This is a genomic window from Bacillus sp. JZ34 (assembly GCF_053903205.1).
This window is the reverse complement of sequence record NZ_CP096403.1, coordinates 1,197,536-1,220,687: the sequence shown is the minus strand read 5'-3', so window position 1 is coordinate 1,220,687 and position 23,152 is coordinate 1,197,536. Positions and strand designations below refer to the sequence as shown.

Sequence of the window (23,152 nt, the reverse complement as noted above, 5' to 3'; positions counted from 1 at the left end):
AACAGGACTCAAGAATAAAATGAAATAAGGACATGCTTTCTAATATCAGGAGGATGCAGAATTGAATCAATCCTATCTCACAGCTGCGCTTCGGGCAGTGTATGTGCTGTTTTTGACCGCTGCTTGCGGAGCGGTCGGCTACTACTCTTTTCCGTTAACCTATCCTTTTGTGATTGCGCTTATTCTCGCCATCATGATCAACCCTTTTGTGGAATGGCTCGATAAGCGGACCGGGCTCCCGAGAGGCGTTAATGTCGGCATCGTGCTATGCGGCTTTTTGATCGCCGGAGCCGGCTTTTTGACACTGGTCGTTGCCGAGATTGTCTCTGGAACGGCTCATTTGGCTAAAATACTCCCCGTCCAGTTTAATAAAGCCGCTCTTTATATCGAATCGTTTTTTACGAATCAAATCATGCCGCTGTATAATCAGCTTGCCGCTTTTTTTGACGGGCTCGAAGCCGCCCAGCAGGAATCGATCATTACACAGGTCCAAAATTTGGGCAGTGAACTCGCATCAGGCACCGCTTTGTTTCTTTCAAAAATTCTTGAGATGGTGCCCCTCTTTTTCGCCTTTCTGCCGAATATGGCGGCCGTGCTGATCTTTTCGCTCCTGGCCACTTTTTTTATCAGCAAAGATTTGCATAAAATACAAAACAAGGCGCGGTCTGTTCTTCCTGATCGGCTGATCTCGGGTGCAGCGGCTGTCTATGCGGAATTGAAAAGAGCGCTGGCAGGCTTTGTCAAGGCCCAGCTTACCCTTGTGGCGATGACGATGGTGCTGGTGTTGATCGGGCTTTCTGTGTTGAAGGTTAATCATGCTGTCGCCATCGCTTTTCTCATCGGGCTGGTCGACCTGCTGCCGTATTTGGGAGCGGGGTCTGTATTTGTGCCGTGGATCGTCTATTTAGCAGCATCCAAGCAGCTGCCGCTTGCGATCGGCCTCGGAGTCCTGTACATCGTCGTGCTCGTCTTCAGGCAGCTGGCCGAACCGAAGATTTTGAGCCGGTCAATCGGACTTCACCCTTTGGGAACATTGATCGCGCTGTTTGCCGGTTTCAAATTGTTTGGCTTTCTCGGATTGATCATGGGCCCCGCCCTTCTCGTTCTCATTCAGGCTCTCTTTACAACAGGTATTTTTAAAGACGTATGGCAGTTTATTAAAGGAAATGAAAAATAAGCGGCAGCCTGCTTTTTCCAATGCGGGCCGCCGCTTATCGGGTTATTTGATGATGTTGATCCGCCTGCCTTCAGACATCCTCTTCAGCTTGCGGGATATGAACGGTTTGAAACGGCTGCGCGTTGCCGGCAGCAGCAGCAGTAAACCGATGATATCCGATAAAAAGCCGGGCAGCAAAAGCAGCATGCCGCCTATGAAAATACAAAGCCCGTCCAAAATCGCATCCCCAGGCATTTTTCCATACTGAAGATCGCGCTGAACTTTGTAGTAAACTTCGATTCCTTGTTTTTTGGCGAGAGCGGCCCCGAGAAATCCCGTCAAGATGATCAGCAAAACGGTCGGCAAGACACCGATCCAATTAGCGGACAAGAGGAACAGACCGATTTCACTCGCTGGAAAAATGACGAGAAATAATAAGAAAAACTTCATTGTCTTCACCTCATAATTCTAATATGGAAGCGAACGGCCGCCCTGTTTTGCTTGTGCCGCCTGCAAAAAAAGAAGGGAAAGCTTCCCTTCTTCTTCAATAAGCGATTAAAGTACGCTTGCACGTCCTTTGTAAACAGCTCCGCGGGCGGAGTCGACCGTAATGTCTTCTCCCTCTTTGAGAATGGAAGTCGCATTTTCCATTCCGACGATGACAGGGATGCCGAGGCTCAAGCCTACGACTGCCGCGTGGCTGGTTAAACCGCCTTCTTCAGTAATCAGCGCAGCCGCTTTTTCAAGGGACGCCATCATGTCACGATCCGTGCTTTTTGTAACCAAAACGGCGCCATCTTTCATTTTTTTATCCGCTTCTTGTGCATTTTGAGCGATGACCACTTCACCAAACGCGGATTTGCGTCCGATTCCCTGGCCTTTTGCGACCACGTCTCCGACAACATACACTTTCATCAAGTTTGTTGTGCCGGCTTCACCGACAGCTCCGGCCGTGATAACGATCAAGTCGCCGTGGCGTACGATGCCTGTGTCGAGAGATTTTTGCACTGCTTTTTCAAGCATTTCGTCAGTCGAGCTGTGGTTTTGTCCGCTTGTTGCGAAAACACCGAAGACAAGAGACAGCTTTCTTGAAACCGCATCATTTACCGTAACTGCGACAATCGGCGCCTGCGGGCGATATTTGGAAATCATTCTCGCCGTATGACCGCTTTCTGTCGGTGTGACGATGGCATTCACGTCAAGGTTGATTGCCGTATGCGCCACAGACTGGCCGATGGCATCTGTAATTGACATGCTGACTTGCTTGCTTCGTGCAGAAAGGATCTTTTTATGGTTGAGCGCTTCTTCTGAACGGGAAGCGATATTGTGCATCGTCTGAACGGCTTCAACAGGGTAATTTCCCGCAGCAGTTTCACCTGAAAGCATAATCGCGTCAGTTCCGTCAAAGATCGCATTGGCAACGTCGCTCGCTTCCGCGCGTGTCGGACGCGGATTGCGCTGCATGCTGTCGAGCATTTGGGTAGCCGTGATAACAGGCTTGCCAAGCGCATTGCATTTTTTGATCAGTTCTTTTTGAACGAGCGGCACTTCTTCAGCAGGGATTTCAACACCAAGGTCTCCACGTGCGACCATCAGACCGTCTGATACTTCAAGAATGGCATCGATGTTGTCAACGCCTTCCTGGTTTTCGATTTTTGGAATGATTTGAATATCTGCCGCATTGTGCTCTTCAAGAAGTTCGCGGATTTCAAGAACATCCGACGGACGGCGCACAAAAGATGCCGCGATAAAATCAACACCCTGCTCGATACCGAACACAATGTCGTTAGCGTCTTTTTCCGTAATTCCCGGAAGATTGACGCTGACGCCCGGCACATTCACGCCTTTTTTGTTTTTCAGCGTTCCGCTGTTCATTACTTTCGTGACGATTTCACGCTTGTCCTTGTTGACATCAGTGACTTCAAGTCCGATCAGTCCATCGTCAAGCAAAATCGTTGAACCAATTGATACATCGTGAATCAACCCATCATATGTAACTGAGATTTTTTCAGGCGTACCGATGACTTCTTCCATTGACACGATCAGCTGAGAACCCGCTTCCAGTTCGATTGAACCGCCTTCCATTGTGTGCGTGCGGATTTCCGGACCTTTCGTATCAAGAAGGATACCGATATCTTTTCCCAGCTTGCCGGCTGCTTCGCGAATGTTTTTAATTCTTGCGCCGTGCTCTTCGAAATCTCCATGGGAAAAGTTCAAGCGCGCCACGTTCATTCCGGCTTCCATCAGCTGGGTGAGCTTTTCAACAGTTTCGCTGGCCGGCCCAATTGTACAAACTATTTTAGTCTTTCTCATATTGCTTCCTCCTCGGGTTTTACACTAGATTGACAGTTCTTGAGACAAGCGGTACATGCTTTGATCAATTGTATGTTTATGATCGAGTATTTCAATGATATCATGATGCACAAGCTGGTTATTTTGAATTCCGACACAGCGTCCGCCTTTTCCTTCAAGAAGCAGTTCAACCGCAAATGCCCCTAGACGGCTTGCCAATACACGGTCTGCTGCAGTCGGAGAACCGCCGCGCTGGATATGTCCAAGCACCGATACTCTAGTTTCGAGATTTGTGGCTTCTTCAATTCTTTTGCCGAATTCAACGCCGCTTCCGACGCCTTCCGCCACAATGATGATGCTGTGTTTTTTGCCGCGCTCATGCCCTCTTTTCAGCCTCGCAATAATTTCTTCCATATCGTAGTCAGCTTCAGGGATCAAAATGGATTCCGCGCCTCCTGCCAAACCTGACCATAAAGCAATGTCCCCGGCATGGCGGCCCATTACTTCAATCACGTATGTACGTTCGTGGGATGTAGCTGTATCCCTGATTTTATCGATGGCATCGATAACGGTATTTAACGCCGTATCAAATCCGATCGTCAAATCTGTTCCAGGGATGTCATTGTCGATTGTTCCCGGCACTCCGACACAAGGAAAACCGTGTTCTGTCAGCTTTTTCGCTCCCATATAAGAACCGTCTCCGCCAATGACGACTAATCCTTCTATACCATATTTTTTTAAATTCGCTATTCCTTTTTCCCGTCCTTCTACCGTTTTAAACTCAGGACACCTTGCTGTATATAGCTTCGTTCCTCCGCGGTGAATGATATCTCCGACAGAACCGATTTCAAGCTTTTCTATTTTTCCGCTGATTAAACCTGAATACCCGTTGTAAATTCCGTATACTTCTACGTCATGGTAGATTGCTTTCCTGACAACCGCGCGGACCGCCGCGTTCATTCCCGGGGAATCTCCGCCGCTCGTCAATACTCCGATACGTTTCATCTTTTTCACCTCGAAAACATATATAATTTACCTTAACACGTTCATTGCCGCTAAAACAATGAAAAAGGGATGAAAATTTTCCGAAAATCCCTATAAAACCTTACTCATTATACAATTAAACAAAAAGTTTTTAAATAAATTTTAAGCAAACTCTTTGAAAAATCGCGGGTGAAAGACACAATCCTTTCACTTTTCACCTTTATCCATAAAAAATAAACGTGAGCCAAAGGCCTCACGTTTATTTATTTTATCCCAACAAATTGGTTTTCAGTCGAAATTTTTCCAATTGATTTATACTTGTTATATCTTTGTTGAATCAGCTCGTTCTTATCCAGTTTCAGCAAGGATTTAAGCTCTCTTTTCAGCGCTTCATCGATGTAGGCGGCCTGCTGCTCTACATCGCGGTGTGCTCCACCTCTTACTTCTTTTATAACATGATCTATAATATCCAATTCTTTAAGGTCCGGAGCGGTGATTTTCATTGTTTCTGCCGCTTTTTTCGCGAGTCCTGAATCCTTCCAGAGGATAGCAGCCGCTCCCTCGGGAGAGATCACCGAATAAGTTGAGTTTTCCAGCATCAATAAGCGGTTTGCGACGCCGAGCGCAAGCGCTCCCCCGCTGCCGCCTTCCCCGATGACGATCGAGATGACCGGCACAGAGAGTCCCGCCATTTCAAAAAGATTCTTGGCAATTGCTTCGCTTTGCCCCCGCTCTTCAGCTGCTTTTCCAGGGTATGCTCCTTTTGTATCAATAAAGCAGATGATCGGCCTGTTAAATTTATCGGCCTGCTTCATCAGCCTGAGCGCTTTGCGGTAGCCTTCCGGATGCGGCATTCCGAAGTTGCGGCGGATGTTTTCTTTTGTATCCTTGCCGCGCTGTTGGCCGATCACTGTCACAGGAAGGCCCCGGAATTTGGCAATTCCGCCGACAATCGCTTCATCATCACCGAAATATCGATCTCCGTGGCATTCAAAAAAATCGGTAAAGAGATGTTCGATATAATCGAGCGTTGTCGGACGGTTCGGATGCCTTGCAATCTGGACTCTGTCCCAGGCTTTCAGATTTGTATAAATGTCTTCTTCAAGCCTTTCAAGACGAGCTTCAAGCTTCGTAATTTCAGAGCTTAAATCCATATCGGAATCCTGTGTGAACCTTTTCAATTCGGCGATCTTTTCACGCAGTTCGACCACCGGTTTTTCAAATTCTAATTCTCCAGCCACTCGAGATCACCTCCAGTTTGGTGCATTTTCAAAATGCTGCCGAGCGTTTTTTTCATGTCTGCTCTGTGAACGACGGAATCAAGCTGTCCGTGCTTTAACAGAAATTCCGCAGTCTGAAAATCCTCAGGCAGTTCTTCACGGATGGTTTGTTCGATAATTCTTCTTCCGGCAAAGCCAATCAGCGCGCCCGGCTCGGCAAGGTTGTAATCGCCGAGAGATGCAAAGCTTGCGGATACACCGCCTGTTGTCGGATGTGTCATCACCGAAATGATCAAGCCCTGCTCTTCACTGAACAGCTTTAAAGCGGAGCTTGTTTTAGCCATTTGCATCAAGCTGAGAAGGCCTTCCTGCATTCTCGCACCGCCTGATGCGGTAAAAATAATGAAAGGCACTTTTTCTTCTCTTGCCTTTTCGATCGCCAGCGTAATTTTTTCGCCTACGACAGACCCCATGCTTCCCATTCTGAAAGATGAATCCATCACGGCAACGACTGCCGGAGATCCGTCAACCGTCCCTTTTCCGGTGACAACCGCTTCATTCAGCGATGTTTTTTCCCGGTCTTTTTGCAGTTTCTCAAGGTATCCTGGGAATTCCAGCGGGTTTTCAGACATCATATCCTGATTGAATTCTTCAAAGGAGCCATCGTCCAGCAGGCTTTTTATACGCTGCTTCGCGTTCATTTGAAGATGGTAACCGCAGTTCATGCAGACCCTTAAGTTTTTATCCAGCTCTTTTGTGAGCATGATTTTTTTGCAATCCGGGCATTTTGTCATGATCCCTTCCGGTACATCTTGCTTTGCTGATTCCGCGGGAACGGAAGCGTATTTTTTTTTCTTTTTGCTGAATATATCTTTTAACAAAAGATTACCTCCCTTTTCTGAAGGGTTTTCTTCATGTATGCCTGTCCTGTTTATAGACTAGAACATCACTATACCGAAACTATTGTACTTTTTTTGTCAAACGGTGTCATCCTCAATTCGACATTTTTGACCGGCAAACAGCCGAATCGCACTTGATGCGGTTAGAGACTGACAAATTGATATATCAGCCTTGAGAGCGGATACAAAAGTCCGGAAAAGCGATTTGAAAAAATTTTTTACAGCCCGCATATTCCCTTACAAGTGTCCCCAATAAGAGGAAAAACTGTACATCATATTCGAGAAACAGCGCGTGACGGCTCTTTAGGCCAGAGCAATCACGCGCTGATCACAAAAATGGAGTTTTATTTTCCTTCAATTACTGCAAGCTTTCTTGTCTTTTCAGCGACTTCTTCAGGATCGACATCGATTCGTGCAACACCTGTTTCCATCGCGGCTTTCGCTACCGCTTTGGCAACGGCCGGTGCGACCCTTGGATCGAACGGAGCCGGAATGACATATTCGGGGCTCAGCTCTTCGTCGGAAACGAGTGATGCGATCGCCTCAACCGCGGCGATTTTCATTTCTTCGTTAATATGTGTCGCGCGGACGTCGAGCGCCCCGCGGAAGATGCCGGGGAATGCGAGAACGTTGTTCACTTGGTTAGGGAAGTCAGAGCGTCCCGTTCCAACGACGCTTGCTCCGGCTTCATGCGCTTCAGCAGGCATGATTTCAGGATTTGGATTCGCCATGGCGAAGATGATCGGTTTGTCAGCCATGCTTTCAACCATTTCTTTTGTCAAAGCGCCTTCGACGGAAACTCCGATAAAGACATCGGCGTCTTTGATCACATCTTTGAGCGATCCGTCTATGCGGTTTTTGTTCGTATATTTTGCGACTTCATCTTTAACAGCGTTCATGCCGTTCGGACGGCCTTCGTAAATCGCGCCTTTCGTGTCGCACATGATGATATCGCGCACGCCGAAATGATAAAGAAGCTTGATAATGGCAATTCCCGCTGCCCCGGCGCCGTTTGCCACGACTTTGACGGAAGACATCGATTTGCCAGACAGCTTAAGCGCATTGACGAGACCGGCTACCGTAACGATTGCAGTACCGTGCTGGTCATCGTGAAACACCGGGATTTTTGTTTCTTTTTTGAGGCGTTCTTCAATGACAAAACAGTTCGGCGCTGCAATGTCTTCAAGATTGACGCCGCCGAATGTCGGCTCAAGCAGCTTGACCGTCTCAACAATTTTGTCGACATCAGATGTATTTAAACAGATTGGGAATGCGTCCACACCGGCAAAGCTTTTGAAAAGAACCGCTTTTCCTTCCATAACCGGAAGGGCGGCTTCAGGGCCGATATTGCCGAGACCGAGCACTGCCGTTCCGTCCGAGACGACTGCTACCATGTTTCCCTTCATTGTATAATCGTATACTTTGCTGTTATCATCGTAAATCGCTTTGCAGGGCTCAGCCACACCCGGAGAATATGCAAGGCTTAAATCATCCGCATTGCGAACCTGCACTTTTGATTTTGATTCCAATTTGCCCTGGTTTACTTTGTGCATATGCAGCGCTTTTTCTTTCAATGACATGTTAACAAACACTCCTTCAAGGGAATTTTGCCAAAAACTTTGCTTCGTTTTCTGCTTAAGATTCTTGTAAGACGAACCCTAGAATCTTAAAAATGATAACACAATTGACCGCTTTTTTGATCAATAATGCTCAAAATACCTGCTATCTGAGCACGACATTTTTCTCACCTACAACGCTTTTCAGCCTGTAGAGGGCAGCGTGGTCAGCCTTGATGTTGTAGCTTTCCGGCAGCTGCATCGTTTGTTTCCGTTTTTCATAATAGACGCAGACCGGCGTTTCCCCTTTGTGTTCAAGCAGGATGCTGCTGATTTTCTTAAAGATATCGTGGGTGTGCTGACTTTCCTCCACTTTAATATAGACGGACGGCTGCTTTTTAGCATGAAGCGATTCGACAAGCGATGCCCCGGCGATGATCAGCTGGCGCTTTTCATTCCTTGTCTCAAGACGTCCTTCTGCAAAAAGCGATACGCCTTCTTCCAGGATCGGGGAAAGCTGTCTGAACTGTTCAGGAAAAACAACCGCTTCGATTTCCCCGCTTTCATCGCTCAGCTCCAGAAAAGCCATCGTCTGTCCCGTTTTTGTACGGATCGTCTTCATCTTCGTCAAAAGTCCGCCCAAAGCCGCCTTTTTACGGCTGGAGGCGAGCAGCTGAATAATCGGCAGCGCACCTGCACGGTCCAGCTTCTTGCGGTGAACGCTCAACGGATGGTCAGAAAAGTAAATGCCGAGCGTCTCCTTCTCGTGTGCCAGCAGGTCGACGAGCGGCATTTCTTCCGTCTCGGCGTACTTCGGCTTAATTGTCAAGCCTTCATCGAGAAAGAAGCCGAGCTGATCATTGTCTCCTGCAAACAATTCGGCATGCTCCAGCGCGACATCGACAGAAGCGAGCAAAGTGGCCCGGTTTTCACCGAATTCATCCATTGCTCCGGCAAAAATTAAAGCTTCAATCGTTTTCCGGTTCACGCTTTTCACAGAAGTCCTGACACAAAAGTCAAACAAATCTGCGAACGGCTTTTCTTTTCTTGCCCTGTAGATTTCTTTCACAGCCGAAATCCCGACGCCTTTAACAGCCCTTAAACTGTAGCGCAGCGCCCCGTTTTCCACGACGAACGGATAGCCGCTCTTATTAATGGAAGGACCTAAAACATGCAGCCCTTTCCCTTTCGCTTCATAGATGTACTGAGCAAGCTTTTCCTCATTTCCGATCGCACTCGTCAAGAGGCCGCACATAAAGTAGAGGGGGTAATGCGCTTTTAAATAAGCGAGCTGGTAGCCGATCATGCTGTATGCAACCGCATGACTCCGGTTAAAACCGTAATTGGCGAATTTTACAATCAGATCGTATACTTCATTAGCCGCTTGTACGGAATACCCTTTTTTCAAGCATCCACTAATAAAATGATTTCTCTCTGTATCGAGAATTTCCTTGTTTTTTTTGCCGACCGCCCTTCGCAAAAGATCGGCTTCTCCAAGCCTGAAACCCGCCATCCGCGATGCGATCATCATGATCTGTTCCTGATAAACGATCACGCCGTATGTATCTTTCAAAATCTCGGCCAAATCCTCGTGCGGATAAGACACGGCAACCCGTCCGTGCTTTCGTTCGATATACAGCGGGATATTTTCCATCGGGCCCGGGCGGTACAAGGCATTGACAGCGACAATGTCTTCAAGGCTTGATGGCTTGAGCCTTTTTAAAACGTTTCTCATGCCGGCTGATTCGAGCTGGAAAATACCTGTCGTATCTCCTTCTGACAGCAGCTTAAACGTCTGTTCATCTTCATAGGGAATCGCCGAAAAATCGATGGTGACCCGCTCGCTTTTTTCGATCAGCGTTTTGATCGATTCAATGAGCGTTAAATTGCGCAAGCCGAGAAAATCCATTTTCAATAGTCCCAAGTCTTCGAGATAGCCCATCGAATATTGCGTTAAATATACACCGTCATGTCCTTCCTGTATCGGTATGATATTCGTCAGCGGCTCCTCGCTCAACACGACGCCCGCCGCATGAATTGACGTATGCCGCGGAAGCCCTTCGATTTTCTGAGCCGTTTTAAATATGTCCTGAAGCTTCTTGGACCCGTTCAGGCGCTTGTCCAGTTCAACAGAAAGAGCTCTCGCCTCTTTCAGCGTCACTCCAGGTTTGGACGGAATCAATTTCGCCAGCTGGTCGGCTTCTTTCGGACTGATGCCCATCACCCTGCCGACGTCCCGGAGCGCCGCTTTTGCGGCCAATGTACCAAACGTGATAATTTGCGCTACGTGCAGTGCCCCGTATTTATTTTTCACGTATTGGATGACTTCATCCCTTCTCGTATCGGGAAAATCGATATCGATATCGGGCATGCTGATGCGCTCCGGATTTAAAAACCGTTCAAACAGCAATTTGTGCTTGATCGGATCGACATCTGTGATAAACAGCGTATAAGCGACGAGAGAGCCGGCCGCCGACCCCCGCCCCGGCCCTGTGATAATGCCGTTGTCGTGGGCAAACTTCATGAAATCCCAGACGATCAAAAAATAGTCGCTGAACGCCATGTCGCGAATCACTTTCAGCTCATACTCAAGCCGTTCGACATACTCCCTCGGAGCGGCATCGAACCGTTTTTCCAGTCCGAGAAAGCAAAGCTCAGCCAAATAATCGTCAGCATTCTTGCCGAAAGGCGCCGGATATTTCGGCAGGCGCGTCTGGCCAAGGCTCAGGTCCACCTGGCACAGATCCGCGATTTTGACTGTATTCTCCAACGCGTCCGGACGATCCCTGTAAATGTCAAGCATTTCAGCGGGCGGCTTGAGCTCAAGATGCAGATCTCCTTCGGCCTTCATGTCTTCGTTCAGCTTCTCGCCCGCTTTAATCGCTTTTAAACACGTATAAGCTGCCGCATCCTCTTTTTCGATGTAGCGTACATCGCCGGTTGCGGCAATCGGAATTCCCGTATGTTCGCTGAGCTCCAGAATGCGTTCAGAAAGAAGCGGGTCGCCCTTGTACGGCTGATACGACAAATAAAAGCTGCCCTCTCCGAAGATCGAAAGACAGCGGAGGGCGGCGTTCTTCGCCTCTTCAATCAGCCCTTCTTTCAACAGCGCTTCAACATGGCTTGTCCCGCCCGTTGTCAGCGCAATGAGCCCTTCATGATAACTTTTGAGCCATTTTTCTTTGATGCCGGTTTTTGATTTCGACTGCAACACACTGCTGATTTTCAGCAGGTTTTGGTAGCCTTTGTTTGTTTTCGCCAAAAGAACGAGCGGATATGAAAGCTGTTCTTTTTCATCTGTTAAAACTGAGGCTGTAAGCCCGATAATCGGCTTGATGCCGCGTTTTTTGCATGATTTATAAAATTCCACCGCCCCGTACATGACCTCATCATCCGTCAGCGCCATTGCGCTGTAGCCCAGCTCTTTGGCTTTGGCCGTGAGGTCCTCTACGGAAGCGGCGCTGTTTAATAAGCTGTAACCGCTGTGTACTTGCAGGTGAACAAAAGGCATTTCTGTCACCCCTTCCTTTTTCGAGCCGTCTCTTTTCATTATATGATGGGATCGAATGAGAAACAAATGTTCTTTCTTTGATCAACAATCATACTTGTCTTTCTTTATCCATATAGTGTGATAAGGTGAGGTGATCGGAATGGATCCTGAACAGCCCTTTTTTCCAAACTTTATCAGCTGTTATTTTATTGCGCTAGGAGTGCTTCTCGGCGGTTGCTTAATCGGAGGGATCGGCGCCTATCTGTCGGGACAGCCGCCTTTAACGATTATTACAAGCCTCGCAAACCGTCTAAAAATCTGGGCGCTGGTTGCGGCAATCGGCGGCACGTTTGACGCGGTCTACAGCTTTGAAAGGGGCATTATCGAAGGCAATACGAGAGACATCGTAAAACAGCTTCTCCTGATTCTTTCGGCGATGGGAGGAGCGCAGACCGGTTATCTGATCATCAATTGGCTCACACAGGAGCATATTTCCTCATGAGAATCCCTCCTTATTATAAAAAACCGGGTTGGCAGCGTTTTTTTGCGGGAATGATGTGCGGAGCCATCATCAGCTGGGTCGTGTTCCTGTTTACATACGGCACCTTTCAGGAGAAGCAGGTCGTCTTGATAAGAGAACAGAAAGAGCGCATCAATGATTTAAATGACCAGATCACCATTTACCGGGAGGACCTTCATAAGCTGAATGAAGACAATAAAAGAAAACTGCTGATTCAAAGCGTCGACGTCAAGCTGATCAACGGCAAGCAATACAAATTGTCACAGCCCGACATGATGAACTTTGAAGAGCGTATCCGGGATAATATTTCGGATGTCATCACAAAGGATATCGAAAGCGTCTACCGGACGAAGGAGCTTTTAAAGCGGACGATTGAAAATAAAGAGTATACGATAAACGATAAAACGTACAAAGCGAAAGTCACCGAACTGACGATTTATACACGGCTTTCCGTTGAAATCAAAATCTCTTTTTCCGAATAAAATTATGGATTTTTTTTTACGATTTACATGCATTCGTCGCTTTTTTCCATATTTTAATTTAAACTGACAGTAAGCGATATGTAAGTTTTTTTAAAAAGGGAGGAAAGCAGAATGTACATTTACAGTTACCATCAGCTGGCAAGAGATAAAGTCAACCGGATCAAGCTGGGCTACTCGGCTTATGCGGAAACCGAAAGTCTCGCGTCCCTTATCAAAAGAGAGTTAAGAGCCCAAAACATCCATGTTTATGAGGATGTAACAGATATCGGATCATGGTTTATACCTGAATAAGCAGCAGCTGTGATGCGTAAAATGATCTGCTTACACTTTGCTGCTTACTTTTTCGCAAAATATAATGCAAACGCTTGCAGTTGAACTGCACAAAAAAAGAGGGACTTCCCCTCTTATTTGTTTTCTTTGCATATGCGCTCCAAGTCAGCGATGACAAGATCGGTGTCTTTCCAGTCATAGATGGAAGCACCGGCTGCGAGCGGATGGCCTCCGCCGTTGTATTTTTTAGCGACTTCATTGACAATCGGCCCCTTTGAACGAAGCCTTACCCTGATCTGGTCGGCTTCCTCCACAAAAAACACCCATGCTTTGATTCCTGAAATATTGCCGAGCGTGCTGACAAGCTGTGAAGCTTCAGACGGCGTAATATTGTATTGATGCAAAATGTCACGGGTGATGAATACCGACGCCACACCGTTTTCGGACAGAGAAACATTCTGGTAAATGTAACCGTTCAGCCTCACAACATTTAATTTCGTCTCATACAATTGATTAAAAAGCGCCTGAGAATTAAAAGGATACTCAATCAGCTCTCCGGCATATTTCAATGTCTTTTTTGTCGTGTTCGGAAATAAGAAGCGCCCTGTATCCCCCACAATGCCGGCATAGATCAGTTCGGCACCCTTTGTCGGAAGCGTCCATCCCGCTTGTTCTTTACCCGCTAAATACAGTTCGTAAATCATCTCGCTCGTCGAGCTCGCATTCGTATCCACCCATAAAAGGTCGCCGTATTGGTCTTCATTCGGATGATGGTCGATTTTGATCAGCTTGTCGCCCATGTTGTAGCGCGAATCGGAAATTCTCGCTTGATTGGCCGTGTCACAGACGATGACAAGTGCATTTTCATACACCGGGTCTTCAATCACATCCGGGGTGTACAAAAAAGCGAGGGAAGGCTCGGGCGTTCCGACCGCGAAAATATTTTTTTCAGGATAGGTTGCCCTCAGGATTTCCGCAAGGCCGCATTGGGATCCGTAGGCATCGGGATCCGGTCTCACATGTCTATGTATAATGATCGTGTCATATAATGATATGGTTCTGATGATTTCTTTTTTCATGACGCGCTCCTTCTTTACTTTGTTTTTAACCATTAAATCATAATCTGTTGTTGGTGGAAAGTGAAAGTTATGACTTTTTATTGTAGAAAGCGAACCCGATTATGTATACAATGGGTTTGTAAAACTTACAATGGAGGATGTCGATTATGCCGTTTTTTGTTTTTTTCATTGTGGTTTCAGCGATAGCTTATGGGTACTTCAAAGTAAGGTATGTGCGCACCAAAAAAGCGATTGAACGGGAATACTATTCGGCCAAGTCAAGCATGAGTCTGGGCCTGTTTATCATGTTCTTCGGCGCCAATCAGCTGCTTTTAAACCGCGGCACGCTTGCTGTCGTCATCGGCGTTATTTTTATGCTGACCGGGCTCGGGAGCATGTGGGCCGGCTACAGAGCCTATAAGCACTATGTCCCTTTGCTTGCGAAAGAAAACGAACGGGAAAACGCATAAGCGAAAAGAGGGACACTGGCCGCGTCCCTTAGCTTCTTTCCATCAGCTGAACCATCATCATCGCTTTGCCGACGAGAGCACCCTGGTGAAAAACTTCTATATCCATTTTTCCGAACTTTCTCCCGGCTTCGAGAATGTTCGGTTTTATTTCAATGACAGACTCCATTTGCACAGGCTTTAAAAAATAAATCGTCATGCTCTCTATCACGAGTTCGCCTTTTTTGTGCGACCGCAAAAAACGGTTTGCAGCTTCGGTCAAAATCGTCGTAAACACGCCGTAGGAAATTGTTCCCAAGTGGTTTGTCATTTGCGGCGTTACTTCGTATTGATAAACCGGATCCGGCTTGTTTTTGTCATTGTCCGATTCTTTGAAACCGCCTGTCACAATGTCATCGAGTTTTTCGCCGACCTGAGGCTGCTTCTGAATCATTTGAAGCGCCTTTAATACGTCCTGCCTGCTGATCATGCCGATCAGCTTTTGCCGCTCGTCAACGACGGGAAGCACTTCGATTCCTTCCCAGACCATCATCTGCGCCGCTGAAGCGACTGACGTTTTGCCGATTACTGTAATCGGGTTTTTCGTCATGACTTTTTCAATCAATACAGAGCGGTCATATCCGGCAACATCTTTTGAAGTTAAAATGCCGTGGATTTTCATCTGCTCGTCAACGATGGGAAAACGTCCGTGCCCCGTTTCAAAGTTTTTCTCATACCATCTTTCGAGCTTTTCATGAGGGGATAAGCAGACCGTTTTTTCCAAAGGGGTCAAAATATCCTCGACAAGCACGACCTCTTTTTTGATGAGCTGGTCATAAATCGCCCTGTTGATCATCGCGGCTACAGTAAACGTGTCATAGCTTGTAGAAATGACCGGGAGCTCGAGCCTGTCGGCAAGCTCAATAATCTCCGGCTCCGTATCAAAACCGCCGGTCACCAGCACGGCAGCACCCGCTTCCAAAGCCTGGCGGTGCGCATCGATTCGGTTGCCGACAATCAGCAGGTTGCCCGCCCCGGTATATCTCATCATCGCATCAAGCTTCATCGCTCCGATGACGAATTTGTTGAGCGTTTTATGAAGCCCTGCTTTTCCGCCAAGCACATGGCCGTCAATGACATTGACCACTTCAGCGTATGTCAGTTTTTCAATATTCTCTTTTTTCTTTTGCTCGATCCTGATCGTTCCGACCCTTTCGATCGTGCTGACAAACCCTTTATTCTCGGCTTCTTTTATCGCTCTGTAAGCAGTTCCTTCACTGACTTTCATTTCCTTCGCAATCCGCCTGACGGAGATTTTTTCGCCGACGGACAAAGAATCAATATATTTTAAAATCTGTTCGTGTTTTGTCGCCAATCGTTTCACCTTCATCCTCTGACTGCTAGATATATTTATTATAAATGGTTGTGCAATTGAACCGCAATCCGCCTTCGCAACATCATGTCCGTCTAAGAGCGATCATTCTCCATCAGAAGAAGCGCTTTTTCAAGCCATGAGCAATAGCCGTTTTCCCGCTCCAGCGCCCGGGTCAATACAAGGTAATGGCCGAAATGAGGCGAGCGGAAAGTTATCGATTCACCCGCTTCGCGCTTCAATTCTTCGAGCTTATTTTTTAAAAAAACGGCTTTCTCTTCCCGCTTTTGAAGCTGATCGGCAAAAAGCCTTTTCGCTTCATCACGTTCCATCGAAGAGATAAAATAAGCTTTCAGCATAAATTCATCTTTTACCGTATCGGGGACCGGTTTGAATTCCGTAAGCCATCCGTGAAGTTCACGCTTTCCGGCCTCTGTGATGGAATACATTTTCTTTTCTAATTTTGAGCCTTGGATCACCGTTTCATATTCGATAAATCCTTCATCCGTCAGCTTTTTCAGCTCGGGATAAATCTGACTGTGCTTGGCGCTCCAAAATTGGCCCAATTCGGCTTTAAAGCGGCTTGTCATATCGTAGCCGCTCAAACTCCCGTGATCAAGGAGCCCCAAAATCGCGTATTTCAATACCCTCATAATATCCTCCCAAGAACAATCCGATTCCTATATTATATCATCATTAACATGTTTTGATAGACATATAACCGGTTCAACCGAAAAAAGGACCCGGATTCGGGTCCTCTAAAAACAAGTTTATTTAAATTCGATTGACTCACCGACCTCAAGCACTTTTCCGACGCCGCCGGGAAGGCTGTCCGCAAATGCATGCGGGTCCTGTTCGATGACGGGGAACGTCGAGTAGTGAACCGGTACAACCTGTTTCGCCCTGAGCCATTCTGCGGCCAGTTTGGCATCCTCCGGGCCCATCGTAAAATTATCGCCGATCGGCAGGAAAGCGAGGTCGATATGATTTAATTCACCGATCAGCTTCATATCTGAGAAAAGCCCGGTGTCTCCTGCATGAAAAATCGTCCTTCCTTCCACAGTCAAGAGGATCCCCGCCGGCATGCCGGTATAGACGATCTTTTGGCTGTCTTCTTCCGTATAAGCCGATCCGTGGAAAGCCTGCGTCAGCTTGACTTGGCCAAAATCGAACTGATGGGAGCCGCCGATATGCATCGGATGGACATTCAGGCCTTTCCATCCCAGATAGACCGCGAGTTCATTCGGAGCTACAACGAGCGAATGATTTCGCTTGGCGATTTCGACGGTATCGCCGACATGATCGTTATGACCGTGGGTCAGCAAAATAACATCCGCTTTAACCTCTTCCGGCTTTAAATCGGTTAAAGAATTTCCTGTAATAAACGGATCGAAGATCAATTGATGATTTCCCGTTTCAACTGTTACCACTGAATGACCATGATATGTCACTTTCATCATATCCACCCCTGTTTTTTAATTTCGCACGTCTAAAGAGAATGACGGTTAATCACATTCAAGCCGCCTGTCGCTTCAATGACTGTTCCCGTAATGTAGTCGGAATGTTCATCGCATAGAAAAGTGATGATCCTTGCGATATCTTCACCGGTTCCCGACCTGCCGATCGGCGTTTCCTCATCAAGTGACGCCCTCGCTTCTGAAATCGAAGCCTCTTTCATATCCCCGACGATGTTGCCTGGACAAACCATGTTGGCTGTGATGCCGGAGCCCGCTTCTTCAATGGCGATCGTTTTTGTTAAAGAAGCCAGCCCCACTTTCGCCGCTCCAAAAGCGGAACGATGCAGCCAGCCCGGCGCATGGTCTGCCCCCTGAAATCCGTATGTGATGATGCGGCCGAACCGCTGGCGCCTCATCACCGGAACAACCGCTTTAAACAGATGGAAGACAGAGCTTAAGTTGCCTTCAAGCATGTCATACCATTCATCATCAGTATAATCTGCAAGCTTTTTTCGTTCAAATATGTATGGGCCGGCATTATTGATCAGAAGATCAATTTTTCCAAATCGCTCAAGTGCGGCATTCACCATTCGGAGCAGGTCTTCTTTCTTGGTGACATCTCCCTTTACAAACTGTAAACGGTCAAGGGATGACCGCCATTTTTCTTTTAGGCGGCTGACAGCTTCTTCGTCCTGCCTGTAATTCACCGTCACTGAGTAGCCTTTTTCAAGCAGGGCTTCCGTCACTTTACGCCCCAAACCTTTTGAACCGGCCGTAATTAACGCATGGCGCACATCTTTCCCTCCCAGGCATTGGTTCTCGGTATTCGCAAATGATTGCATGTATCTACCTATACTTTACTACAAAAGCCAGAGTATATCACATGTGGAGCATCGGGAAATTTGCAATCGCCGCTGGACAGAAGAAAGCTGAAGCCCGCTGTTACGGGCTCCAGCTTTCTATTGTTTATCTGCATCAGCTAACGGCTGTGCGTCATCGTGCGCGACAAATCCGCTGAAATAGGCATCAGAGATTTGCTGAACGGTTTCTTTATCGCCGTCGGCATCATACATGTATGCGTGTTTTGACTGATCTTGTTTCATTGCCACACCCCTTTTCGATTCACAAATCTATTTTGCGTATGAAGCCGCACAGTTATGAATCGAATCGGGAAGTGTTAAAAATTGTTCAAACAATGCTTCGCCTTTTGAATGGCTTCTTCCACCTTTTTGAATCCCGTCCCGCCTTCACTCATCCTTTTTTCGACGGCATGGTGCGGGTCGAGCACGATGTAGACGTCTTCTTCAAACAGTTCGCTTGCCTTTTCGAACTCTTCAAACGGCAGGCCGCTGAGATAAATGCCTTTTTCGATACAAGTGTAGACAAGCTTCCCGACGACTTCGTGCGCCTCTCTGAACGGCATGCCCTTTTTCGCCAGATAGTCGGCAAGTTCGGTGGCATTTGAAAAATCCTGCTCCGTTGCTTTTTTCATCATATTTTTGTTCACTGTCATCGTTTTCGTCATGCCGGCAAAAATCTCAAGGCTTCCTTCGACCGTTTTCACAGTATCAAACATACCTTCTTTGTCTTCCTGCAAATCTTTATTGTACGCTAACGGGAGCCCTTTCATAATCGTCAGGAGGCCGATCAGATCACCGTATACGCGTCCGGTTTTCCCGCGGATAAGCTCTGCCATGTCCGGGTTTTTCTTTTGCGGCATCATGCTGCTCCCCGTAGCATAAGTGTCATCAAGCTCAATGAATTTAAATTCCTGCGAACACCAAAGAATGATTTCTTCGGAGAATCTTGACAGATGCATCATCAAAATGCTGCTCGCGCTTAAAAATTCAAGGATGAAATCCCTGTCGCTGACGCCGTCCAAGCTGTTTTCATATATCGAGTCAAACCCGAGCAGACCTGCTGAATATTCACGGTCGATCGGAAATGTCGTTCCGGCGAGCGCCCCGCATCCAAGGGGGGACTTGTTAATCCGCTTGAATGAATCATGATAGCGTTCTTTATCGCGCTCAAGCATCCAGAAGTAAGCGAGCAAATGATGCGCGAACGAGATCGGCTGCGCCCGCTGCAGATGGGTGTATCCCGGCAGTATCGTCTCCACATGTTCTTCCGCTTTTTCGATAAGCACGTGTTGAAAAGCCGTAATCAGCTCGATGATATGCTCTGTGTGCCCTTTTAAATACAGGTGCATATCCGTCGCCACCTGGTCGTTTCGGCTTCTGGCCGTATGAAGCTTTCCGCCGAGCGGCCCGATTTCGTCAATGAGCATTTTTTCAAGGTTGAGGTGAATGTCTTCGTAATCGACTGAAAAATCGAGTTCGTTTTTTTCCGCTTTGTGCAAAAGGGATGTCAGGCCTTCTTTTATTTTGACCGCTTCTGCTTCGGTTAAAATGCCGCATTTTTCAAGCATGGAAGCATGAGCGAGAGACCCTGCGATATCTTCTTTCACGAGCGTTTTGTCAAAGTGGATCGATGCGCCGAACTCATCGACCCATTTTTCCGGTGTTTTTTGGAACCGGCCTCCCCACAGCTTTTTCATGCTTTAATCTGCTCCTTTTTTTGGACGATGCTGTTTACTTTCGTCGGCAGTCCCCACAGCTCAATAAAGCCGACGGCAGCGTGATGATCGAACGCATCGTCTTTTGTATACGTCGCCAGTTTTTCATCATACAGGGAGTATTCGGATTTACGCCCTTCAACGATCGCATGGCCTTTGAACAGCTTGACGCGGACGACGCCCGTGACATGCTTCTGCGTTTCTTTCAGGAAACCGGAAAGCGCGTCTTTAAGCGGAGAAAACCACAGGCCGTTATAGATCACTTCAGCCATTTTTTGTTCGATCAGAGGTTTGAAATGCGCCACTTCTTTTACTAATGTCAAATCTTCAAGCTCTTTGTGCGCCTTAATCAAAGTCATCGCGCCCGGGCATTCGTACACTTCGCGTGATTTGATGCCGACAAGGCGGTTTTCAACATGGTCGATGCGCCCCACTCCATGCGCGCCCGCCAGTTCATTCAGCTTTAAAATCAAGTCTGACAGCGAGTAATGAGCGCCGTCAATGGAAACCGGAATGCCCTCTTCAAAAGCGATTTCGATCACATCGGGGGTATCCGGTGTTTTTTCAAGCGGCTTCGTCAAATCATAAGCCCCTTCAGGAGGCGCCGCCCATGGATCTTCCAGAACTCCGCATTCATTGCTTCTGCCCCACAGGTTCTGGTCAATTGAATACGGGCTGTCAAGATTGATCGGAATCGGAATGCCGTGCTTTTCTGCATACGCGATCTCTTCGTCGCGCGACCATTTCCATTCGCGCACAGGTGCCAGTACCTCTAAATCCGGATTGAGCGATTTAATGGACACCTCGAAGCGCACTTGGTCATTTCCTTTGCCTGTGCAGCCGTGAGCCACGGCTTGGGCGTTCTCTTTTTCAGCCACTTCGACCAGCTTTTTGGCGATCAGCGGTCTGGACAGAGCTGATACAAGCGGGTACTTTCCTTCATAAAGCGTATGGGCCTGGAGGGCAGTCAGTGCAAACTCTTTCGCAAATTCTTCTTTTGCATCGATAACATATGAATTAGAAGCCCCGACTTGAAGCGCTTTTTGCTGAACAAATGCGAGATTTTTTCCCTCCCCGACGTCAAGGCAGCAGGCCACTACATCATATCCCTGTTCCTGCAGCCATTTTATCGCGACAGAAGTATCAAGTCCTCCTGAATATGCTAAAACCACTTTTTTCTTTTGCGTCATTTTGAAAAACTCCTCTCATCTCGGTGCTCTTTTTTGTATAAAAATAAGTTTTATTTAATAAAAATACATTTAATATGTATACACTTTAACAAGGAAGTCTGGTTTTTTCAACCTTTTTATAAAAAAAACTTCATTCATTTTTTATGAATGAAGTTCAGTGCATATTCAGCGTTCAGCCGGAGGGCTTTCCGGCTTTATTTTTTCATATCTTTTCTCAGTTCTCTGATGACATGGGCAAGCTCAGGCACAATCAGCTTTGACATTGCAAGCTTAACCGCCCCGCTTGAACCCGGTGTTGCAAACACGGCTTTGTTTTGAATAACACCCGCTGCAGCTCTTGAAAGGATCGCAGCCGCTCCGATATCCTCTGTATAACTCAGCATGCGGAATATCTCCCCAAATCCCGGAATTTCTTTCGAAAAAAGAGGAACGATCGACTCGATTGTTACATCTCTAGAGGCAATGCCCGTCCCTCCGTTTAATAGGATGGCATCGATCCGGTCATCAAGACAGCCTTCCAGCACAGCTTTTTGAATCATTTCCTTTTCATCCTTTACAATCTCATAGGAAACGATCTCATGACCGTCTTCCGCTAAAAACTCTTTCATAAGCCGGCCGCTTTTATCTGTGTCTTCCGTTCTTGTATCGCTGACAGTAATAACTTTGCAGTTGACGCGGTCCGGCGCTTCTTTTTTATGTTCCTCAACACTCATGGCTAAATAGCCTCCTTTATACAGTCTTTTTTCATTATAAAGGGGAAGATGCATAAAAAAACAGCCTTCCTTGTAAAGAGAAGGCTGTTTTTTTATTTTTAGTGAGCCAGTCTAACGACGTCTCTTGCAATCATCACTTCTTCATTCGTCGGGATGACGAGGACTTTTACAGGTGAATGCGGATAGCTGATAAACGCTTCTTTTCCACGGACGTTATTCAACGCAGGATCCCAATAGACACCCATGAATTCCAAACCATGAAGAACGCGCTCTCTGACTTCAACGCTGTTTTCCCCGATGCCGGCAGTGAAAATGATCGCGTCTACTCCGCTCATTCTCGCTGCATAAGAACCGATGTATTTATGAATTCTGCTTGCGAATACTTCAAGGGCTGTTTCCGCACGTTCATTGCCTTCTTTAGTTGCTTCGACAATATCGCGCAAATCGCTTGAGAATCCGGAAATACCTAAAAGACCGCTCTTTTTATTGAGTGTGTTCAGGACTTCGTCGGCTGTTTGACCCGTTTTTTCCATAATGAACGGGATAAGCGCAGGATCGATGTTTCCTGAACGCGTACCCATCGCTACACCTGCAAGCGGTGTGAAGCCCATTGATGTATCGATTGATTTGCCGCCTTCAACAGCTGCGATGCTCGCGCCGTTTCCAAGGTGGCAGGAAATCAGGCGAAGTTCTTCAATCGGACGGCCGAGCAGCTCTGCCGCGCGTTCAGTCACATATTTATGAGATGTGCCATGGAAACCGTATTTACGGATGCCGAATTTCTCATAGTATTCGTATGGCAGACTGTACAGATAAGATTGTTCCGGCATTGTTTGGTGGAATGCCGTATCAAAAACAGCCACGGCAGGAACATTTGGAAGTACTTCTTTAAACGCTTTAATTCCGACAATATTAGCCGGGTTATGAAGCGGTGCGAGTTCTGAAATCTCCTCGATCTCATGGATCATTTCATCCGTCAATAAAACGGAGTCGCTGAACTTTTCGCCGCCGTGTACGACGCGGTGTCCGATTCCGTCGATTTCATTTAAATCTTTGATAATGCCGAATTTTGTAAGTTTATCCAGCAGCATTTTTACGGCTACGGAGTGGTCCGGGATATCTGTTGTTTCGGTCTTTTTTTCGTCGTTGACGGAAATCGTGAAGATGCCGTTATCCAGCCCGATTCGCTCAACAAGGCCTTTTGTTAGTACTTTTTCGCTGGGCATTTCGAACAGTTGAAATTTCAATGATGAGCTTCCAGCATTGATTGCAATAATTTTGGACATAAAATGACGCTCCTTTTTACCTATAGTCCGGTGACATTATGTTCAACCCGGATCATAAAAAATATGTATAAAATCGTTCTTAGTAAATTCAAAAAATATCTGCCTTTCTCATTTAAACACTCAAAAGAGTGCATTTCAAGTCACGATCCGACATGTTAACGCTTTCACAAAGAAATTATTATTTTC

At 46.9% G+C, this 23,152-nt stretch carries 22 protein-coding genes; 5 read left to right on the top strand and 17 right to left on the bottom strand.

Translation table 11 applies throughout. The features are described from left to right. The first annotated feature begins 61 nt into the window (after positions 1 to 61). Positions 62 to 1,177 carry a sporulation integral membrane protein YtvI gene (gene ytvI / locus M1D90_RS06165; protein ID WP_020452558.1) on the top strand — a complete coding sequence of 372 codons (1,116 nt, stop codon included), beginning with the start codon at positions 62 to 64 and terminating at the stop codon, positions 1,175 to 1,177. A 42-nt stretch (positions 1,178 to 1,219) separates the two neighbouring features. On the opposite strand, the gene M1D90_RS06160 is transcribed toward ytvI, so the two are convergent. The 7 genes from M1D90_RS06160 to dnaE all read right to left on the bottom strand — a co-directional run bounded on the left by M1D90_RS06160 (position 1,220) and on the right by dnaE (position 11,618). Then, the gene (locus M1D90_RS06160; RefSeq protein WP_020452559.1) at positions 1,220 to 1,606 is read right to left on the bottom strand and encodes an FxsA family protein; all 387 of its coding nucleotides are present in this window, start codon (positions 1,604 to 1,606) and stop codon (positions 1,220 to 1,222) included. A 105-nt stretch (positions 1,607 to 1,711) separates the two neighbouring features. After that, positions 1,712 to 3,469: a pyruvate kinase gene (pyk, locus tag M1D90_RS06155; protein ID WP_020452560.1), complete on the bottom strand. Its 1,758-nt coding sequence runs from the start codon at positions 3,467 to 3,469 to the stop codon at positions 1,712 to 1,714. Between the two features lie 24 nt (positions 3,470 to 3,493). Further along, on the bottom strand, positions 3,494 to 4,453 hold the full coding sequence (gene pfkA / locus M1D90_RS06150; RefSeq protein WP_020452561.1) for a 6-phosphofructokinase: 960 nt from the start codon (positions 4,451 to 4,453) through the stop codon (positions 3,494 to 3,496). Between the two features lie 242 nt (positions 4,454 to 4,695). Then, on the bottom strand, positions 4,696 to 5,673 hold the full coding sequence (gene accA, locus M1D90_RS06145; protein ID WP_020452562.1) for an acetyl-CoA carboxylase carboxyl transferase subunit alpha: 978 nt from the start codon (positions 5,671 to 5,673) through the stop codon (positions 4,696 to 4,698). Next, entirely contained in the window at positions 5,658 to 6,533 is an 876-nt protein-coding gene (gene accD / locus M1D90_RS06140; RefSeq protein ID WP_020452563.1) for an acetyl-CoA carboxylase, carboxyltransferase subunit beta, read from the bottom strand. Before accD ends, accA begins: the two co-directional genes overlap by 16 nt. Before the next feature lie 362 nt (positions 6,534 to 6,895). Next, the gene (locus M1D90_RS06135; protein ID WP_020452564.1) at positions 6,896 to 8,131 is read right to left on the bottom strand and encodes an NAD(P)-dependent malic enzyme; all 1,236 of its coding nucleotides are present in this window, start codon (positions 8,129 to 8,131) and stop codon (positions 6,896 to 6,898) included. 142 nt (positions 8,132 to 8,273) lie between these two features. After that, positions 8,274 to 11,618, bottom strand: a complete 3,345-nt coding sequence (dnaE, locus tag M1D90_RS06130) for a DNA polymerase III subunit alpha (RefSeq protein ID WP_020452565.1) — start codon at positions 11,616 to 11,618, stop codon at positions 8,274 to 8,276. A 139-nt stretch (positions 11,619 to 11,757) separates the two neighbouring features. On the opposite strand from dnaE, the gene M1D90_RS06125 reads away from it, so the two are divergent. The 3 genes from M1D90_RS06125 (at position 11,758) to M1D90_RS06115 (ending at position 12,890) form a co-directional block, all read left to right on the top strand. Beyond that, the gene (locus M1D90_RS06125) at positions 11,758 to 12,099 is read left to right on the top strand and encodes a YtrH family sporulation protein (RefSeq protein WP_003184343.1); all 342 of its coding nucleotides are present in this window, start codon (positions 11,758 to 11,760) and stop codon (positions 12,097 to 12,099) included. Beyond that, positions 12,096 to 12,599, top strand: a complete 504-nt coding sequence (ytrI, locus tag M1D90_RS06120; protein ID WP_020452566.1) for a sporulation membrane protein YtrI — start codon at positions 12,096 to 12,098, stop codon at positions 12,597 to 12,599. The genes M1D90_RS06125 and ytrI overlap by 4 nt, the downstream gene beginning before the upstream one ends. 111 nt (positions 12,600 to 12,710) lie before the next feature. Further along, entirely contained in the window at positions 12,711 to 12,890 is a 180-nt protein-coding gene (locus M1D90_RS06115) for a hypothetical protein (RefSeq protein WP_020452567.1), read from the top strand. A 113-nt stretch (positions 12,891 to 13,003) separates the two neighbouring features. Here the strand turns inward: M1D90_RS06115 and M1D90_RS06110 are convergent, their stop codons facing one another. Continuing rightward, entirely contained in the window at positions 13,004 to 13,948 is a 945-nt protein-coding gene (locus M1D90_RS06110) for a DHH family phosphoesterase (RefSeq protein WP_023855493.1), read from the bottom strand. Between the two features lie 146 nt (positions 13,949 to 14,094). Between M1D90_RS06110 and M1D90_RS06105 the strand changes: the two genes are divergently transcribed. Next, on the top strand, positions 14,095 to 14,397 hold the full coding sequence (locus tag M1D90_RS06105) for a YtpI family protein (RefSeq protein WP_023855494.1): 303 nt from the start codon (positions 14,095 to 14,097) through the stop codon (positions 14,395 to 14,397). A gap of 28 nt (positions 14,398 to 14,425) precedes the next feature. Here M1D90_RS06105 and M1D90_RS06100 read toward each other — a convergent pair whose 3' ends face one another. The 9 genes from M1D90_RS06100 to M1D90_RS06060 form a co-directional block, all read right to left on the bottom strand. Further along, positions 14,426 to 15,748, bottom strand: coding sequence for a CBS domain-containing protein (locus tag M1D90_RS06100; RefSeq protein ID WP_020452570.1), 1,323 nt, complete (start codon positions 15,746 to 15,748; stop codon positions 14,426 to 14,428). Positions 15,749 to 15,840: 92 nt separating this feature from the next. Next, positions 15,841 to 16,398 (bottom strand): PadR family transcriptional regulator, encoded by a 558-nt coding sequence (locus M1D90_RS06095; protein ID WP_020452571.1) that lies wholly within the window; start codon positions 16,396 to 16,398, stop codon positions 15,841 to 15,843. Positions 16,399 to 16,515: 117 nt separating this feature from the next. Beyond that, a complete protein-coding gene (locus M1D90_RS06090; RefSeq protein ID WP_020452572.1) occupies positions 16,516 to 17,202 on the bottom strand; it encodes a metal-dependent hydrolase in 687 nt (228 codons plus the stop codon). Positions 17,203 to 17,234: 32 nt separating this feature from the next. Beyond that, positions 17,235 to 17,996, bottom strand: coding sequence for an SDR family oxidoreductase (locus tag M1D90_RS06085; protein WP_023855495.1), 762 nt, complete (start codon positions 17,994 to 17,996; stop codon positions 17,235 to 17,237). Between the two features lie 165 nt (positions 17,997 to 18,161). Then, positions 18,162 to 18,305, bottom strand: coding sequence for a hypothetical protein (locus tag M1D90_RS06080; RefSeq protein ID WP_020452574.1), 144 nt, complete (start codon positions 18,303 to 18,305; stop codon positions 18,162 to 18,164). Between the two features lie 74 nt (positions 18,306 to 18,379). Then, a complete protein-coding gene (gene argH, locus M1D90_RS06075) occupies positions 18,380 to 19,759 on the bottom strand; it encodes an argininosuccinate lyase (protein ID WP_020452575.1) in 1,380 nt (459 codons plus the stop codon). Next, positions 19,756 to 20,967 carry an argininosuccinate synthase gene (locus tag M1D90_RS06070; protein ID WP_039072910.1) on the bottom strand — a complete coding sequence of 404 codons (1,212 nt, stop codon included), beginning with the start codon at positions 20,965 to 20,967 and terminating at the stop codon, positions 19,756 to 19,758. Before M1D90_RS06070 ends, argH begins: the two co-directional genes overlap by 4 nt. A 194-nt stretch (positions 20,968 to 21,161) precedes the next feature. Continuing rightward, a complete protein-coding gene (locus M1D90_RS06065; protein ID WP_023855497.1) occupies positions 21,162 to 21,680 on the bottom strand; it encodes a MogA/MoaB family molybdenum cofactor biosynthesis protein in 519 nt (172 codons plus the stop codon). Positions 21,681 to 21,778: 98 nt separating this feature from the next. Continuing rightward, positions 21,779 to 22,966 carry an acetate kinase gene (locus M1D90_RS06060; protein WP_020452578.1) on the bottom strand — a complete coding sequence of 396 codons (1,188 nt, stop codon included), beginning with the start codon at positions 22,964 to 22,966 and terminating at the stop codon, positions 21,779 to 21,781. Positions 22,967 to 23,152 lie beyond the last annotated feature (186 nt).

Bases quoted from the DNA above. Each gene is read 5' to 3' on its own strand.
- M1D90_RS06125 (WP_003184343.1), top strand. From the start codon at position 11,758: ATGGATCCTGAACAGCCCTTTTTTCCAAACTTTATCAGCTGTTATTTT.
- M1D90_RS06160 (WP_020452559.1), bottom strand. From the start codon at position 1,606: ATGAAGTTTTTCTTATTATTTCTCGTCATTTTTCCAGCGAGTGAAATC.
- argH (WP_020452575.1), bottom strand. From the start codon at position 19,759: ATGAAAAAGCTGTGGGGAGGCCGGTTCCAAAAAACACCGGAAAAATGG.
- M1D90_RS06070 (WP_039072910.1), bottom strand. From the start codon at position 20,967: ATGACGCAAAAGAAAAAAGTGGTTTTAGCATATTCAGGAGGACTTGAT.
- pyk (WP_020452560.1), bottom strand. From the start codon at position 3,469: ATGAGAAAGACTAAAATAGTTTGTACAATTGGGCCGGCCAGCGAAACT.
- M1D90_RS06090 (WP_020452572.1), bottom strand. From the start codon at position 17,202: ATGAAAGTGACATATCATGGTCATTCAGTGGTAACAGTTGAAACGGGA.
- M1D90_RS06095 (WP_020452571.1), bottom strand. From the start codon at position 16,398: ATGAGGGTATTGAAATACGCGATTTTGGGGCTCCTTGATCACGGGAGT.
- M1D90_RS06065 (WP_023855497.1), bottom strand. From the start codon at position 21,680: ATGAGTGTTGAGGAACATAAAAAAGAAGCGCCGGACCGCGTCAACTGC.
- ytrI (WP_020452566.1), top strand. From the start codon at position 12,096: ATGAGAATCCCTCCTTATTATAAAAAACCGGGTTGGCAGCGTTTTTTT.
- pfkA (WP_020452561.1), bottom strand. From the start codon at position 4,453: ATGAAACGTATCGGAGTATTGACGAGCGGCGGAGATTCCCCGGGAATG.
- M1D90_RS06105 (WP_023855494.1), top strand. From the start codon at position 14,095: ATGCCGTTTTTTGTTTTTTTCATTGTGGTTTCAGCGATAGCTTATGGG.
- M1D90_RS06080 (WP_020452574.1), bottom strand. From the start codon at position 18,305: ATGAAACAAGATCAGTCAAAACACGCATACATGTATGATGCCGACGGC.
- M1D90_RS06135 (WP_020452564.1), bottom strand. From the start codon at position 8,131: ATGTCATTGAAAGAAAAAGCGCTGCATATGCACAAAGTAAACCAGGGC.
- M1D90_RS06060 (WP_020452578.1), bottom strand. From the start codon at position 22,966: ATGTCCAAAATTATTGCAATCAATGCTGGAAGCTCATCATTGAAATTT.
- dnaE (WP_020452565.1), bottom strand. From the start codon at position 11,618: ATGCCTTTTGTTCACCTGCAAGTACACAGCGGTTACAGCTTATTAAAC.
- M1D90_RS06115 (WP_020452567.1), top strand. From the start codon at position 12,711: ATGTACATTTACAGTTACCATCAGCTGGCAAGAGATAAAGTCAACCGG.
- M1D90_RS06110 (WP_023855493.1), bottom strand. From the start codon at position 13,948: ATGAAAAAAGAAATCATCAGAACCATATCATTATATGACACGATCATT.